This window comes from Caulobacter sp. UNC279MFTsu5.1, from assembly GCF_900114015.1.
Classification (GTDB): Bacteria; Pseudomonadota; Alphaproteobacteria; order Caulobacterales; family Caulobacteraceae; genus Caulobacter.
In genome coordinates, this window is the sequence record NZ_FORN01000002.1 from 166,189 (window position 1) to 181,783 (window position 15,595).

At 65.6% G+C, this 15,595-nt stretch carries 13 protein-coding genes; 7 read left to right on the top strand and 6 right to left on the bottom strand.

Features of this window, described 5'->3' with window-relative positions; translation table 11 throughout:
• The first annotated feature begins 20 nt into the window (after nucleotides 1-20).
• From BM066_RS00830 to BM066_RS00840, 3 genes are all read left to right on the top strand, one after another.
• The gene (locus BM066_RS00830; protein ID WP_026176642.1) at nucleotides 21-500 is read left to right on the top strand and encodes a universal stress protein; all 480 of its coding nucleotides are present in this window, start codon (nucleotides 21-23) and stop codon (nucleotides 498-500) included.
• 207 nt (nucleotides 501-707) lie between these two features.
• Nucleotides 708-1,934, top strand: a complete 1,227-nt coding sequence (locus BM066_RS00835) for an NAD(P)/FAD-dependent oxidoreductase (protein WP_018062518.1) — start codon at nucleotides 708-710, stop codon at nucleotides 1,932-1,934.
• Between the two features lie 368 nt (nucleotides 1,935-2,302).
• Nucleotides 2,303-3,151: a metal-dependent hydrolase gene (locus tag BM066_RS00840; protein WP_049801149.1), complete on the top strand. Its 849-nt coding sequence runs from the start codon at nucleotides 2,303-2,305 to the stop codon at nucleotides 3,149-3,151.
• A 410-nt stretch (nucleotides 3,152-3,561) separates the two neighbouring features.
• Here BM066_RS00840 and BM066_RS00845 read toward each other — a convergent pair whose 3' ends face one another.
• Nucleotides 3,562-4,671 (bottom strand): S-(hydroxymethyl)glutathione dehydrogenase/class III alcohol dehydrogenase, encoded by a 1,110-nt coding sequence (locus tag BM066_RS00845; protein WP_018062521.1) that lies wholly within the window; start codon nucleotides 4,669-4,671, stop codon nucleotides 3,562-3,564.
• 113 nt (nucleotides 4,672-4,784) lie between these two features.
• Between BM066_RS00845 and BM066_RS00850 the strand changes: the two genes are divergently transcribed.
• Entirely contained in the window at nucleotides 4,785-5,675 is an 891-nt protein-coding gene (locus BM066_RS00850; protein ID WP_018062522.1) for a LysR family transcriptional regulator, read from the top strand.
• 444 nt (nucleotides 5,676-6,119) lie between these two features.
• On the opposite strand, the gene BM066_RS00855 is transcribed toward BM066_RS00850, so the two are convergent.
• The 4 genes from BM066_RS00855 to BM066_RS00870 all read right to left on the bottom strand — a co-directional run bounded on the left by BM066_RS00855 (nucleotide 6,120) and on the right by BM066_RS00870 (nucleotide 8,366).
• The gene (locus BM066_RS00855) at nucleotides 6,120-6,590 is read right to left on the bottom strand and encodes a VOC family protein (RefSeq protein ID WP_029669031.1); all 471 of its coding nucleotides are present in this window, start codon (nucleotides 6,588-6,590) and stop codon (nucleotides 6,120-6,122) included.
• 20 nt (nucleotides 6,591-6,610) lie between these two features.
• Nucleotides 6,611-6,931, bottom strand: coding sequence for a 2Fe-2S iron-sulfur cluster-binding protein (locus BM066_RS00860; RefSeq protein ID WP_018062524.1), 321 nt, complete (start codon nucleotides 6,929-6,931; stop codon nucleotides 6,611-6,613).
• A 77-nt stretch (nucleotides 6,932-7,008) separates the two neighbouring features.
• Nucleotides 7,009-7,503 carry a RidA family protein gene (locus BM066_RS00865; protein WP_029669032.1) on the bottom strand — a complete coding sequence of 165 codons (495 nt, stop codon included), beginning with the start codon at nucleotides 7,501-7,503 and terminating at the stop codon, nucleotides 7,009-7,011.
• A gap of 128 nt (nucleotides 7,504-7,631) precedes the next feature.
• Nucleotides 7,632-8,366, bottom strand: a complete 735-nt coding sequence (locus BM066_RS00870) for a TetR/AcrR family transcriptional regulator (protein WP_018062526.1) — start codon at nucleotides 8,364-8,366, stop codon at nucleotides 7,632-7,634.
• 227 nt (nucleotides 8,367-8,593) lie between these two features.
• Here BM066_RS00870 and BM066_RS00875 point away from each other — a divergent pair, with 227 nt between their 5' ends.
• From BM066_RS00875 to BM066_RS00885, 3 genes are all read left to right on the top strand, one after another.
• The gene (locus tag BM066_RS00875; protein ID WP_018062527.1) at nucleotides 8,594-9,853 is read left to right on the top strand and encodes an MFS transporter; all 1,260 of its coding nucleotides are present in this window, start codon (nucleotides 8,594-8,596) and stop codon (nucleotides 9,851-9,853) included.
• 32 nt (nucleotides 9,854-9,885) lie between these two features.
• On the top strand, nucleotides 9,886-12,093 hold the full coding sequence (locus tag BM066_RS00880) for a N,N-dimethylformamidase beta subunit family domain-containing protein (protein WP_018062528.1): 2,208 nt from the start codon (nucleotides 9,886-9,888) through the stop codon (nucleotides 12,091-12,093).
• Nucleotides 12,094-12,339: 246 nt separating this feature from the next.
• Nucleotides 12,340-14,610, top strand: coding sequence for a TonB-dependent receptor (locus BM066_RS00885; protein WP_018062529.1), 2,271 nt, complete (start codon nucleotides 12,340-12,342; stop codon nucleotides 14,608-14,610).
• A 168-nt stretch (nucleotides 14,611-14,778) separates the two neighbouring features.
• On the opposite strand, the gene BM066_RS00890 is transcribed toward BM066_RS00885, so the two are convergent.
• A complete protein-coding gene (locus tag BM066_RS00890; protein WP_026176645.1) occupies nucleotides 14,779-15,546 on the bottom strand; it encodes a class II aldolase/adducin family protein in 768 nt (255 codons plus the stop codon).
• Between the last annotated feature and the right edge of the window lie 49 nt (nucleotides 15,547-15,595).

A 15,595-nucleotide genomic window follows, 5' to 3' on the forward strand; every position in this document is an offset into this window, starting at 1 on the left:
GACTCAGCGAGGACACGCCCATGTATCAGAGGATCGTCCTGGCGTTTGACGGAACACTTCAATCTCGGGCGGCGCTTCGGGAAGGGGCCTTGCTGGCCTTGCGCCACCAGGCGGCGGTATGGCTGCTGTCGGTGGCCGACAACGCCCTGGCGGCGATGGCCGAAGGCGTGCAGCCAGGCGGCGCCCAGCAGGTCGTGCAAGAAAACGAAGCGATCATGGCCGAGGGTTTGGCCAGACTTCGAGCCCTCGGTCTCGAAGCCCATGGCCATGCGGCGCGCGGTGATCCGGGGCCAACGATCGGCGCTTTCGCGCGGGAGATCGGCGCGGACCTGGTGGTGTTGGGCCATCGTCAGCCCAGGTTCGTCGAGCGGTGGTTGGGCCTTGGCTCGGGCGCGTCAGTCATGAACCGGGTCGATTGCAGCCTGCTGATCGCCCGCCGCATCATCAGCGATGAAGCGTTCGCCGCCGCCGCGGCGAGGGCGCGGCCTGGCGCCGCCTAGAAGGCCTCGCCATCCGGTGGCGCGGTCGGGGCCGCGACACCGGTCAGCGCGTCTGGCGAAGCCGACAGGGGTGTTGCGCTATAATATAGTAAAAGCTATATCAACATCGTCCGCGCAATGGCCGCGGTAGGATTGTGTCGGCGGCTAGCGGGGGCGGAGCGCATAGGCGCTCCAGCCCCGATCCGCTGCGGCAGGGGCGGCGAGACGATGTCACAAGGTGCGGTCGTGATCCTGGGCGCTGGCCATGCGGGCGGCTCGGTCGCTGCGTTCCTGCGCCAGTACGGACATCAAGGACCGATCACCCTGGTTGGTGACGAGCCGATCGCGCCATACCAGAGACCGCCGCTGAGCAAGGCCTGGCTCAAGGGAGAGGCCGACGCCGAGGGGCTGGCCCTCAAGCCTTTGGCGTTTTACGCGGCCAATGGCATCGACTTCAGGGGCGGGTCGACGGCCGTGGCCCTGGACCCTAGGGCCCGGGCCGTGAAGCTCTCGGACGGGGCGAGCCTGTCCTACGACGCCCTGATCCTGGCGACTGGCGCGCGAGCGATCAGCTTGCCCGTGGAGGGGGGCGATCTCGACGGCGTGCTTTCGCTGCGCACGGCCGCCGACGCCGAGGCCCTGAAAGCCAGGCTCGGCCCGGGCAAGACCCTCGTCGTGGTCGGCGGCGGCTATATCGGTTTGGAGGTCGCCGCGTCAGGCCGCGCTTTGGGCGCGGAGGTCGTCGTCATCGAGCGCGAGGATCGCATTCTGGCGCGCGTGGCCTGCAAAACCCTGTCCGACTTCTTCCAGGCCTATCACGTCAAACAGGGCGTTCGGCTGGAGCTGGAGGCCTCCGTCGTCGGGTTTGGCGGCGACGGCGGCAAGGTCCGCGCGGTGCGGCTGGGCGATGGCCGGGAAATTCCTTGTGACGTCGTCGTCGTGGGGGTCGGGGCCCGGCCCAACGACGAACTCGCCGCCAAGGCCGGCCTGGAGTGCGCCGATGGGGTCGTCGTCGACCTGGATGCACGCAGCGTCTCCGACCCCAACGTGTTCGCGATTGGGGACGTCGCGCGACGCCCCTTGCCGATCTATCAGCGCCTCTTTCGGCTGGAGAGCGTTCCAAACGCTCTGGAGCAGGCCAAGCAGGCCGCCGCCGCGATCGTCGGGCGCCCGCGCCCGCCCGCCGAGTGTCCCTGGCAGTGGTCGGATCAGTATGACCTCAAGCTGCAGATCGCCGGCTATGCGCTGGACAACGATAACGTCGTGGTGCGCGGAGATCCTCAAGCCGGGCGGTTCGCCGTCTTCTACTTGAAGGGCGATGTGGTTCGGTCCGTCGCGGCCGTCAATTCGCCGCCGGAGTTCATGATGGGTAAGCAGCTTGTTCTCACCGGCGCTCCCGTCGACAAGATCAAGCTTTCCGACGCGACGGTGTCGATGAAAGCTGTTTCAGCTTAAGCCGTCAGGCGGGCCCACGGCCAAGATCACTTCTATCGACGCGACGGCGCCTACATCCGCCCGGGGCGCTTTGTCGCCAGTCTGGTGGCCAGAAGCCCGGTCGAGGCGTTGAACGAGCAGCGGATCAAGGTCCGGCCGGCGACCTTGCCGATCGGATCGGCAATCACGCGATGTGCCCGCTCAGCCACCTGCCGGTGATCCTGGAAAGCAGGCGGAGCAAAGCCAGAAGGGCGTCGGCCCGAGGCGCCATCCTTGAGCCGACGTCGCATTTGGAGGCGGCCTTTCATCAAAGATGACGCATGCGTCATTTTATAGTTGAAGCTATAATGCCTACGTGACACGGTTCTCCGAAATCGATGGAGATGCCGATGACCGCACACACCGCTCCGGCGGACCTTCACATCACGCCGCGCAACGTCGCCTTCGGGCGGGGCCAGTCTCATCCTCGATGGTGGATGGGCGGCGATCCCGTCGCGACGGCCTTCTACAACGCTCTGTCCCTGAGCTTTCCGGCGGGCGAGGGCTACTTCGTCCAAAGCGTGCGGCACTATCTGAACGAGCTGCCCGAGCCGCTGCGCAGCCAGGTCGCCGACTTCGCCCAGCAGGAGGCCTACCACTCGCGCGAGCACATCGCCTTCAATCGGCAGGTCCATGACGCAGGTTACGAGACCAAGGAGATCGAGGCGCTGAACCGCGAGGACGCCCGTCGTGGCCGCGATATGGAGCCCGAAGTGAATCTGGCGGCGACCTCGGCTCTCGAGCACTTTACCGCCATGTTCGCCCACGCCTTGCTGGCCGACGAGCGCCACTTGGCTGGCGCGCCGGCCGAAGTCCGTCGCCTATGGCAATGGCACGCGGTGGAGGAGATCGAGCACAAGGGCGTGGCGTTCGACACCTTCATGTACGTCACGCGCGACCTCTCGCCGTCCAAGCGCTGGCTCTTCAGGGTGATGGTGATGTGGCAGGCGACGAACGACTTTCGGAAGGAACGCACCCGCGACCTTCACCTGCTCCTGCAGCAGGACAACATCGATACGCCCAAGACCTGGCGGAAGTTGGCGCTCTTCCTGTTCTTCAAACCCGGCATGCTACGCCAGGTCTTCCTGCCATACCTGGCCTATTACCTTCCCGGCTTCCATCCCTGGGCCCATGACGACCGCAAGCTCGCCCATAAGGTCGAGCGGTCGCTGAAGCTGGACGAGGTCGCGCTGGCCTGATCGCGGCGCGGGCGTTCAGCGGGGAGCCATGAACGGCGGCAGGGCCTCCATGGCTCCCAAGTCTTCCATAGACATCGCAGCGGCAGGCCGTCCGTTGGACTGGCGGCTGTGCGCGGCCCCGCTCCAAAAGCCCGCCAGCAGCGCCGTCGTCCCCGCAAGGGAGCTGGACCGTCCGTCGCGAACCGTGGCGCGCGCCTCTCGACGCCCCGCACCTCGTGCGAAACGTCGAGGCGACTAGCGCTCGCCAAACCTGATGGGCCGACATCGCGAACCGCTATGTCGGCAAGAACAGCCATGAGTCGCGCAAGCTGAAGCCCTGTGGAGGCTGCGCCACGTACGGCGCGGCCAAGGCGACGTTAGCGCCGCCAGACGCCGTTCCCATCTCAGGGCAAGTCGGTGGGTTTACCCATCTAGAACGTCACCACCGTGCGGATGCTCTCGCCGGCGTGCATCAGGTCGAAGGCCTTGTTGATCTCTTCCAGCGGCAGGACGTGGGTGATCATCGGATCGATCTGGATCTTGCCGTCCATGTACCAGTCGACGATCTTCGGCGTGTCGGTGCGGCCCCGCGCGCCGCCGAAGGCCGTGCCGCGCCAGACCCGGCCGGTGACCAGCTGGAACGGACGCGTGGCGATCTCCTTGCCAGCCTCGGCCACGCCGATGATGATGCTTTCGCCCCAGCCGCGATGGCAGGCCTCCAGCGCCTGGCGCATCACGCCGGTGTTGCCGGTGGCGTCGAAGGTGTAGTCCGCGCCGCCGTCGGTTAGGGCCACCAGGTGCTGCACGAGGTCGCCGTCGATGGCCTTGGGGTTGACGAAGTGGGTCATGCCGAATTGGCGGCCCCAGGCCTCGCGATCGGGATTGATGTCGACGCCGACGATCATGTTGGCGCCGACCAGCTTCAGGCCTTGGATGACGTTCAGGCCGATGCCGCCCAGGCCGAAGACGATGGCGTTGGCGCCCGGCTCGACCTTGGCGGTGTTGGTCACCGCGCCGACGCCCGTCGTCACGCCGCAGCCGCAATAGCAGGCGGTCTTGAACGGCGCGTCCTTGCGGATGCGGGCCACGGCGATCTCGGGCAGCACCGTGTAGTTCGAGAAGGTCGAGCAGCCCATGTAGTGGTGGATGGTCTGGCCCTTGTAGGAGAAGCGGCTGGTGCCGTCCGGCATCAGCCCCTTGCCCTGGGTGGCGCGGATGGCCGTGCAGAGGTTGGTCTTGCCCGACAGGCAGCTTTTGCACTGGCGGCACTCGGGCGTGTAGAGCGGGATCACGTGGTCGCCGACGGCCACCGAGGTGACGCCCGCGCCGACCTCGACCACCACGCCCGCGCCCTCGTGGCCTAGGATCGAGGGGAAGAGACCTTCGCTATCCAAGCCGTCCAGGGTGTAGGCGTCGGTGTGGCAGACGCCGGTGGCCTTGATCTCGACCAGGACCTCGCCGGCCTTGGGACCTTCCAGGTCGACCTCGACGATCTCCAGCGGCTTCTTGGCTTCGAAAGCGACGGCGGCGCGGGTCTTCATAGCGGCGGCTCCAAGTTCAGCTACGCTGTCCTACGCCGCCGGTCCCCGAGCGATAATCCCAGACATTTCAAAAGATCATTGCACGATTGGGACAATTGCCGCACCACGGTCGGATGAGCCGGTGGGACGGAATCGACGAGTTCGTGGCGGTGGCCGAAGCCGAGAGCTTCTCCAAGGCGGCGGCATGTTTGAAGCTCTCGACCTCGGGGGTCAGTCGAGCCGTCGCCGCGCTCGAGGATCGCCTGCAGACCCGTCTCCTGTTCCGCACGACGCGAAAGGTCAGCCTGACCGAAGCTGGGCGTCTATTCCTGGTGCGCTGCCGGAACGTCATTCACGAGCGGGATGAGGCGATCCGGCTCGTCGGCGAGGTCGACGGCGAGCTCAAGGGCGAGCTGCGGATGACCTGCTCGGAGGCCTACGGCGAGCGCTATATCGTTCCGGCGCTGAGCGCCTTCGCCCTGGCTCACCCGTGCCTGACGGTGCGGCTGGAACTAGACGACGCTGTGCGCGATCTGGTGGCCGACGGTTTCGACCTGGCCATCCGCTTTGGCCGGTTGACCGACAGCCGGCTCGTGGCGCGACGGCTGGCCTCGCGGACGCGCCGGTTATGCGCGGCGCCGGGCTATCTGGCCGCAGCCGGCGCGCCGAGCGACCTGGGGGCCATTGCGGAGCACGCCTGTGTCATCGGCGTCGCTGACACCTGGCGCTTTAGGGATGGCGGTCAGGACGTCGTCGTGCGGCCCCAGGGGCGGTGGTGGTGCAACAGCGGTCAGGCGGTGCTCGACGCGACGATCGCCGGCCTTGGCCTTTGCCAGCTCCCAAATTTCTATGTCGACGGCCCGATCGCCGCGGGGCGTCTTGTGCCGTTGCTGGATGAGCATCGACCCGCCGACGAAGGCGTTTGGGCGGTCTATCCTCACCTGCGGCACCTGCCAACGAAGGTGCGGCTCCTCGTCGAGCACCTGGAGGTGGCGCTGCCCGCGACCGGGGACGCGACGTTTTGACGGCCCGCGATCGGCGGTTCCCTCGGGCCTAGGCGCTTGAATGGCTCATGCCGGCGACCTGTGCTGGTAGCCGAGGACGAGCCTGCAGCCCGCCCGGCTTCAAGACAGCCGCCTTGGCGCTCAGGGGCGCCAAGGACCCGATGTCTGTGGTGTTGCTGTAAGACACGGGCCGCGTCGATCCCTCTGTCGATACCGATCGCGGACAGCGCAGGTCCGCCTTCAACGCTGGCGATCTCCATAACTGCTGTTCTGTTGAGTCGGGTGACCGTCTTTGAAGGCTAACCCAACCGGCGAGCAGCCGGGCCATCCGTTCGCCGGCCCTGAAAAAGGTCTGCGCATGGCAAGCGCGCTGGAGTCTAAATCCGGCGCGCCCACCATGACCGGATCTGGCGCGGACCGGCCTCAACCGACCTCCGCAAGATCGACGTGCGCGACAGAACCTGCCTAGACGGACGGCGTCGCGTCAAAGTAGCGGCGCAGATCCGCCAGGGCTCTTGCTCCGGGCGGGAACTCGATGAGTTCCATCGGGTATCCATCTGGATCATAGACGTAGAAGAATTTGACGCCCTGGACCTCCTTGACCGCGCTCTCGACCGACACGCCTGCGGCCCTGAGCCGGCCATGAGCGCCGATCGCATCCTCGACGGTGAAGGCCACGCACGGGGCGCCCGCTGGCGGCTTCACCTGGGTTGGTCCGTTTGCAGCCGGCGGCGGCTGGATCTGAGCCAGTTCGATGGCGAAGCCGGCGACCACGCCCTTGATGCTCGGCGGCGTTGCTGTCTGGCGCTCGTCATAAAAGATCTCAAGCCCAAGTACGCTTGTGTAGAACTGCAACGAACGCTCGAGGTCGGCGACTTCCAGCGCAATGTGTGACGGGCCAAGAACAGACGCCAAGGGCGAAGACGATGCTGGCATAGAGGCTCTCCGTGAGCAGGTTAGTGTTGATGGGCCGGCACGCGCACCACCAGGCCCTCATGGCGCTCATCGAGGGTGATCTGGCAGGCTAGGCGGCTGGAGGGCTGCGGATCGTTCGTGAACGACAGCATCTCGGCTTCCATGGCGCCGGGGAGGGACAAGGCCGTCTGCCAGGGCGATTGCACAAGGACGTGACAGGTGCCGCAGGCGCAGGCCCCGCCGCAGTCGGCGTCGATGCCCGGCACGTTGTTCTGCACGGCGGCCTCCATCAGGGATTGCCCTAGGCGGGCGTCGACCACCGAGGTCGCGCCGTCGTGCTGAATGAACGTGATCTTGGGCATGGTGCTCGTCGCCGACGATCGGCGACCTCCTTCTCGGACCGGGTTGGAGGGGCGCTGGGGAACGGTTCAGCGCGCTGTCAATCTTCGACCGCGACGATCATCTCGATCTCGACCGTGATCTGATAGGGCAGGGACCCCATGCCGACCGCCGATCGGGCATGGGCGCCGACCTCGGCGCCGAACACCTCGACGAGCAGGTCCGAGCAGCCGTTGATCACGGCCGGATGGGCGATGAAGTCGGGCGCGGCGTTGACCATGCCCAGCACCTTGACGACCTTGCTGACCTTGGAGAGGCCGACGGCCTCCTCGATCACCGCCAGCAGGTTGAGCGTCGTCAGCCTCGCGTGCTGATAGGCGTCCTCGAGCGAAACCTCCGCGCCCACCTTGCCCGTATAAACGCCGCCGGCATGCACCGGGCCCTGGCCGGAGAGATAGAGCAGGCGTCCATCTCGGACGGCGGCGGCGAAGTTGCCGACCGCGGCCGGAGGCTTGGGCAGCTGCAATCCCAGCGCGGCTAGGCGCGCTTTCGGATCTGGGCGAGGGGACAGTTCGTCGGCGCTAGGCTGGGTCATGATCGCTTGCTCAAAGAGGCGTTTTAGCCGCGAGCCTCGGTGAGCGAACAATCGCGCCGTTCGACCAGGCCCGGAACCTGCCCAGGCCTAATACGTCGTCGATCAAATTATAGCAATAACTATATGACCTAGGCCTGGGCTGGTGGCTTGGCGCGATGACCGTCGTCGAGCGAACGCGTGAGCAGGCGGGCCGCTTCGCGCAAGAGGATCGCCCGAGGAATGCGATCCTCCTCAAGCGCCAATTCGTCGACCGCCCAGCCAAATTCAGACCGGATTCGCAGGCGGCACCAGAGGGTTGTCGGGTCGACGGCGGGGAAGAGGCGGCGGTAGAACTCGAACATCTGGTCGGCGCTCTGACGCTGCGATTCCAGGCGAACGTGCGCCAAGTTGGGCAGCGCCCTTAGCGCGCGCATCGTCCAAAACGCCCCCGGTTCGCTCTCGAGAATCTGCGTGGCGATTCCGAACCATTCTTCCAGCGCGTCAACCGCTTGCTCGGGATTGGCCCAGGCCCCGCCCTTGAACAGCCAGGCGGCATAGGCGTCGTTTTGACGTTTGAGCAGCCGGCGCGCGAGCACCTCAAGGATGTCGTACTTGTCGTCGAAGTAGTGATAGAAGGCGGGCGGCGAGAGGTTGGCGCGCGCGCAGATCGCGTTGGTCGTCAGACGCTCAAAGCCGATTTCCCCCAGAAGTTCGCCGGTCGTGGCGATCAGCCGCTCATAGGTCTGCAACGGCTTTCCGCCCGTCGGCGGTTCCTTGGGCCTGGCGCGCTCGGCCGGCGAAGCATCCGCTACGGGAGCAGACTTCTTCCGCGGCGTCTTGGAGGCCCGTGGGCGGGCGACGCTTTCGGATTTGGTGAGGGTCACAGCGCTCGCGGGAGTTGGGGGAAGATGGATGGTGATGACGCAGGTAGAGCGCCTCGAAACCAGACTAGTCGCCTCTCAGACCCCATTCAAGCGCGCGCCGGTCACGAGACGGGCGTTGCGGGCAGGGATCGCCCGTCAAATAGGCGCCGCAGTCTGCGCTTCGCGGCAGGATGCGTTGACAGCTTCTCAGATATAGCAAAAGCTACATTCATAGGATCGAGCTTGCCATGATGCGGCTCGACGACCTGGGAGGTTTGAGCATGGGTGTGCGGCTGCTGGATCGTTCCCAGGAGGCGGTCGACGACGACCATTGGATCGGCCGCGCGCCGAGCGCCTCGCAAATCGTCGCCTATCTCGGTGTGGGCACCGTGGCGCTGATGTTCGCGGGCGTTCAGCCCATTCTTTTGGACGCGCTCGTGGCCGAGCGGCGTCTTACCGCTGGCATGGTGGGCTGGTCCTTCACCGTCGAATTCTTGACCCTTGGTCTTGGCGTTGCGCTGGCTGGCGCGATCTTCAAGCCCGACAAGTTGGCGCTTCACGGGCTTTTGGCCGGTCTGGCGCTGGCGGTGTTGAACCTGGCCATGTTCCGCGCCTCGGGCTTGGCGGTTCTGGCCGATCGCGCCGCCGCCGGCCTCGTCGAGGGCGTGCTTGTCTGGCTGACGATGCTGATGATCACCCGGTCGGCGACGCCAGCGCGCTGGGCCGGAATCTTTCTCGTCACCCAGGGCATTCTTCAGGTTGGCTTCGCGGCGATCTTGCCGGTGACCCTGATGAACCGGTTCGGGGCCAATGGCGGGTTCGCCGCCGCCGCCGCCCTGGCGTTGGCGGGCGCCTTGGCGGCCCTGGCCTTGCCTCGTGCGGCCGCGCCCTTGCCAACTGACCCGGAGCTTGGCGAGGCCGGTCCTCAGCGCCTGACCGCCCGAGCCATGGCAAGTCTGGCGGCGGTGTTTTTGACCTACGCCTTTTTCATCGGCTTCTTCACCTATCTGCCGCAATTGGCCGGCCAGGCCAAAATGGCGCCGGGCCAGATCGGCGCCACGGTGTCGCTGAGCCTGGCGGTTTCGATACTCGGCTCGGGCGTCGCCGCGCTCGTGGCCAGGCGCCTGTCCTATTATTCGGCCTGCCTGGCCAGCGTGGCGGTGTTCGCCACGGTTCTCGTGCTGCTCTGGCGACTGCCCACGACGCCCGTGTTCATGGTGCTGGCCAGTTTGCACGGCTTCTTCTGGGGCTTCTTCATGCCCTTCCAGATGCCCCTCGTCATCGAATCCGACCCGACGCGACGGGCGGCGGCCCTCGTGCCGACGGTGCAAGCCTTGGGCGCGGCGGCGGGGCCGGTGCTTTGCTCGTTCCTGGTAAGCGACGCCGAAGCGCGCGGCGGTCTCCTGGTCGCGGGCGCCTGTTTGGCCATCGCCTTGCTCGTCGTCACCGTGCTGCACGTCCAGCGCCTGGCGCCGTCGCGCGCGACCGCGATCGATTTCACCCCTTAAGTCCCGCCGGCCTGCTTGACCCAAGGTCCGTCATGACGCTGCACTCCCATCTGCGCATACCCCTGCTCGACACCGAAGAGATGCCGATTACGGGCTACTTCGACCGGCTGTCGGTTCGGCCCGGCGAGCGCTTGCAGGCTCACGTCAGCGTCGCCGACGGCGCGGCCTACAAGGCCCGTCTGGTGCGGGTCATCAGCGGCGATCCCAATCCCGCGGGCCCAGGCATGGTGTTCGAGGATCTATCGGACCGTTTCGCCATCGAGGCGGCGGGCGGGCGCCAGCCCTTGGCGGTTGGCTCGTTCGCCGATGTCGCCGAAGGACCGGATCTTAGCAGCTGCGGTGCGGTGACCTGGACGGCGCTGATCTGGTTTGCGACGCCGCCGCGCCACGGCGCGGTGATCTCGCAAGGCGATGCGGCGGCCCACGTGACGCTGGCGGTCACGCCGAGCGGCCTGCAAGCCCTTCTTGCCGATGCGGGCGAGACGCAAGTTCGCGACCTGCCTACCGCGATGCAGGCGGGCGTCTGGCATCGGGTGTGGCTCAGCGTCGATGCGCGTGAGGGCCAGGTGGTGCTGGGCTGTCAGCCCGTGGGCGGCCTTGTGACGGCGCAAGCCTTCGATGCGCCCGGCCTGCGCACGCCGTCGGACGGGCGCCTGACGATCGCGGCGGACGCGGTGTCGCAAGCTGGGACGTGCTTTACCGGCAAGATCGAGGCGCCGGCCGTCCTGGACGGCGCCTATCGCGACGCCGCCGGCCTTGATGGTGCGACGGGCCTGATCGCCGGTTGGGATTTTTCTCAGAATATCGACACCCAGAGCGTGGCGGCGGTGGGGCCCAAGGGGCGGGACGGCGTCCTGCGGCGTTGGCCCGTCAGGGGGGTGAAGGGCGCCTCTTGGACGGGCGAGGAGCAAAGCTGGCGCCATGCCCCGCGCGAGTACGCCGCTATCCATTTTCATGAAGACGACTTTGGGTCTTGCGACTGGCGGCCCTCGTTCGCCTTCACGGCGCCGGACGATCTCAAAAGCGGCGCCTACGCGCTCCACCTGACCACGGCGGCGGGCGAGGACTGGCTGCCCTTCTACGTCCTGCCACCCCGCGCCGGCCCGCGCCAGAAGGTTTGCTTCCTGGCGCCGACCTACACCTATCAGGCCTACGGCAACTGCTATTTCGCCAATCGTCTGGAGCGAACTCAAGCGCGCGGGGCGGCGTGGGGCGCATCGGCCTATTGCGCCGTCAAGTACGGTTCCTACGGCCGGTCCACCTATAACTGGCATGCCGACGGCAGCGGGGTCAGCCTCAGCTCGCGTCTGCGGCCGCTTTTGACCATGCGCCCGGGCTTCATCTTCGAGGAGGACCCTAGGGGCTCTGGCCTGCGGCACTATCCGGCCGACACCCATCTGCTGGCCTGGTTGGAAGACAAGCAGATTCCGTTCGACGTCGTCACCGACGAAGATCTCGACGACGAGGGTGCGGGCCTGATCGACGACTACGACCTGGTCCTGACCGGCAGCCACCCGGAATATCACACAGCCGGCACCCTCGACGCCCTCGCCACCTTCGTCGCAAAGGGCGGGAACCTGGCCTATCTGGGCGGAAACGGCTTCTATTGGCGCATCGCGCGCCAGGCTCAGCATCCTGAAATGATCGAAGTGCGCCGGGCCGAAGGCGGCATCCGAACCTGGGCGGCCGAGCCGGGCGAATATTATCACCAACTGGATGGACGCCTCGGCGGCATCTGGCGGCGTAACGGCCGCACGCCGCAGGCGCTGGTGGGGATCGGCTTTTCGGCTCAGGGGCCCTTTGAGAGCACCTACTACCGTATCGCTCCAGATGCGCGCTCGGGGCCGGGCGGCTGGATTCTCGACGGCGTGGATCAGGACATCTTTGGCGACTACGGCCTTTCGGGCGGCGGCGCGGCGGGGTTTGAGCTTGACCGCGCTGATCCCGCGCTCGGCGCCCCAGGCGCGGTCCATATCCTGGCCAGTTCGGAAGACCCTCCCAAAAGCTTCGGCGTCGTCCACGAAGAGATGCTGACGGAGTCTCTGACCATGACCGGAGAGAGCCCCGAGCGTCTGGTCCGCGCCGACATGGTCTATGTCGAGACGCCCGCTGGCGGGCGCATTTTCTCGACCGGATCAATCACCTTCTGCGGAAGCCTTTGGAACGGGGAGGGCTTTCAGGGGCCCGTGTCCCGCATCCTCGAGAATGTGGTGCGCGGCTTCCTCGATGCGGGCGCCTGATTGTATAGCAAAAGCTATCTGACATATTCATCAGTTTACGCATCGCGAGGTTTTCGAAGGGGCCGAATGATCCCTGGCTTGGGCCTCATTGCATATGAGGCCATGGTTGTGGGCGCAAATTGCAATGTCCTGGCGACCCAATCCTGGAGTTCGGTATTTCGCGCTACCATGGGTATGCATTGCAATGGATATAGTTTTCGCTAGCTTCATGGCTAGAGGAAACGCAAACCAAAAAGGGGATATCCGATGATCTACAAGCGCTGGTGCATGGCATCCGTCTGCGGGGTGGCCCTTATCGCGGCCGGCGGCGGGGCGTTCGCCCAAACCGCGGCGCCTCAGGATACGGGCTCGACGGTCGCCGAGGTGGTCGTGACGGCCAACAAGCGGTCCGAGAACCTCATGGACGTTCCGGTCGCGGTCACGGCCTTCACCTCGCAGGCCATCGCCGACAAGCGGCTGGCGGTTCTGTCGGACCTCAACAACACCGCGCCGAACGTGCGCATTTCGGGTGGCGACGCGGCCGCCAATCCCAAGATGTTCATTCGCGGGGTGGGCTTGAGCGACTTCAACCCCACGACCGCCAGCGCGGTGGGCGTCTATGTCGACGGGGTCTATATCGGATCGCCGTTCGCCACCCTGAGCTCCTTCTTCGATCTGGGTCAGATCGAGGTTCTCCGCGGGCCGCAGGGCACCCTCTATGGCAAGAACACGACGGGCGGCGCGATCAGCATCACGAGCAATCGCCCCACCTGGCGACCCAGCGCCGAAGGCTCGGTGGAATATGGCCGCTTCAACGCCGTGACGGCCAATGGCGCGGTCAGCGGACCTTTGATCGAGGACAAGCTGGCCTTCCGGCTGGCCGGGCAATACCTGCGCGACGACGGCGCGACCATTAACACGGTCACCGGCGACCGAGTGAACAACGCCAACCGCGGCGCGATCCGAGGCTCGCTGTTGTTCACGCCAACGGACAACGACGAGGCGTTGCTTTCGGTGACGCGATACAGCAACCGCGGCGGCGCCCGGCAGGCCAAGCAGCGCCCTTTGTTCCCGGCCACGGCAGAGGCCACCGGCGCTGATGGCCTGTGCAAGCCAGGGTACTATTATAGCGGAGCCTGCACCGACATCAGCGGCTATGCCGATCCCAGCGCCGACCCCTACCGGGTCGCGGCCGATGTCCAGGGCAAGGACCGTGTCGACTACTATTCGACCTCGCTCAACTATACCCACCATTTTGGCGACATCGAACTGGTGTCGGTTTCGGCGTTCCAGAATGTCCGGCGCAATATCGACGAGAACAGCGACACCAGCCCCGCCAATATCCTTCACAACCACTTCATCGCCTACCAGAAGGAGTGGTCCCAGGAGCTGCGGCTGCAAGCGGACGTGGGCAAGTTGAAGTGGGTGCTGGGCGCCTACTACATGCGTGACGAGTTGAAGAACAACAGCACCTTCGACGTTCTGCGTGACTTCCGGCCGCTCTTCACCTCGCCGAGCAATCCGACCGGCGTCAGTGTCGACAACAGCGTCGTCTTCCTGCGCTACAACTATACCCAGAACACAGACACCTACGCGCTCTTTGGCCAGGCCGACTACAGCTTGACCGACAAGCTCACGGCGACGGTCGGCCTGCGGTACTCGGCCGACAAGAAGACCTTCGACTATCACGAGACGGCTGAAGAATCCTTCGACCTTGTGCCAAGCTATGCCCAGAGCAAGACCTTCAGCGCCTTCTCCGGGCGCCTGGGCCTGCGCTATGAGCTGACCGACGCGTCCAACATCTACGCCACCTACAACCGCGGTTTCAAAAGCGGCGGCTTCTTCGGCGGCCAAGCCGATCGTGACAGCTATAAGGAGCAGCTGGCTCCCTATGGTAATGAAACCGTCGACGCCTATGAGATCGGCGCCAAGAGCAGCCTGTTCGACCGCCGCCTGCGTCTGAGCCTGTCGGCGTTCTACTACGACTATAAGGACCTGCAGGCCTTCGCCTTCGTGGTGCGCGACGCCCGGACCGTGCAGATCCTCGACAACGCCGGTTCGGCCGAGGTCTATGGCGGCGAAGCCGAAATCACCGCCGTTCCGGTTCGCAACCTGACCATCACCGGCGGGCTGGCGCTACTGCACGCCAAGTACAAGGACTACAAGTCCGAGGGCGGCGACTATTCGGGCAATCAGATGCCCGAGGCGCCGAAGTTCAACGCCAGCCTTTCGGCCAAATACAAGATCGAACTGGCCTCCGGCGCTTCGATCGAGCCTTTGCTCGATGCTTCTTACCGGACCAAGATCTTCTTTGATCCGAGCCAGACCGATCGACTGTCCTCCCCGGCGGTCTTCCAGCTCAACGGGCAGTTGGCCTGGCGCTCGCCGGACGAACATTTCGAAGCCGGCCTATGGGCCAAGAACCTGACCGATAAGGCGGTTCTGGTCGAAATCTCGCCGATCGCGGGCCTTGGCTACGACATGCTGAGCTATGCGCCGCCCCGGACCTTCGGCGTGTTCTTCCGCTACCACTACTGATCAAGCGCTCCGCGCCCCCTTGCCATTAAAGGGGCGTCACCTGCCGATCCCGCCACCAGCGGGATCGGCCTTTTTTTTGGCGCCGCGGCAAATAAGAAGGCCGCGCCGGATGGGGTCCGGCGCGGCCTCTAACCAAGCGGTTGCGGATAGGGGGCAGACGCCGCCCGGTTAGCTCTTGTAGCTGGGGTCCAGGCGATCAAGCTTGCGCAGCAGCGCCGGCCAGGCCAGGCGATCGGAGACCACGGACATGCCAGGTCCGGTGGACTGGTCGCGAACCTTCTCGGCCACGCCGGCGGGCGGGGCGTGAAGATGGGCTCGGCCAGCCGCCAGCATCATCACCTGGGCTTCGCAGGCGCGCTCTAGGAAGTACATGCGCAGATAGGCCTGGGCGATGGTGGGGCCGGTGGTCAGGGTGCCATGGTTACGCAGCAGCATCACCGACTTGTCGCCCAGATCGGCCACGAGCCGCTCGCGCTCGTCCAGGTCCGTCGCCACGCCCTCATACTCATGGAAGGCGATGTCGTGGCCGGCGATCATCGCCGTCTGGGTGTGGGGCAGCAGGCCTTCACTCATGGCCGAAACGGCCTGGCCGTGCGGAGTATGCAGGTGCAGCACCGCATTGGCGTCGTCGCGCGCCATGTGGATGGCCGAATGTATGGTGAAACCGGCGGCGTTCACCGGGGCGTTGGTGGCTTGCACCGGGTTTCCGTCGAGATCGATCTTCACCAGGCTCGAAGCGGTGATCTCCTCGAACATCCGGTCGTACGGATTGATCAGGAAGTGATGATCGCCGCCGGGAACCTTAGCGGAGAGGTGGGTGAAGATCAGATCGTCCCATCCGTTGAGGGCCACGAGCCGATAGGCCGCCGCGAGGTCGACGCGGACGCTCCATTCCTCCGGCGTCATGTCGGCCGGAGTATTTGACGAGACAGACATGGGTAGCTCCCTAAACGAGACCGCACTTACCGGCGATTTTGAATGGACC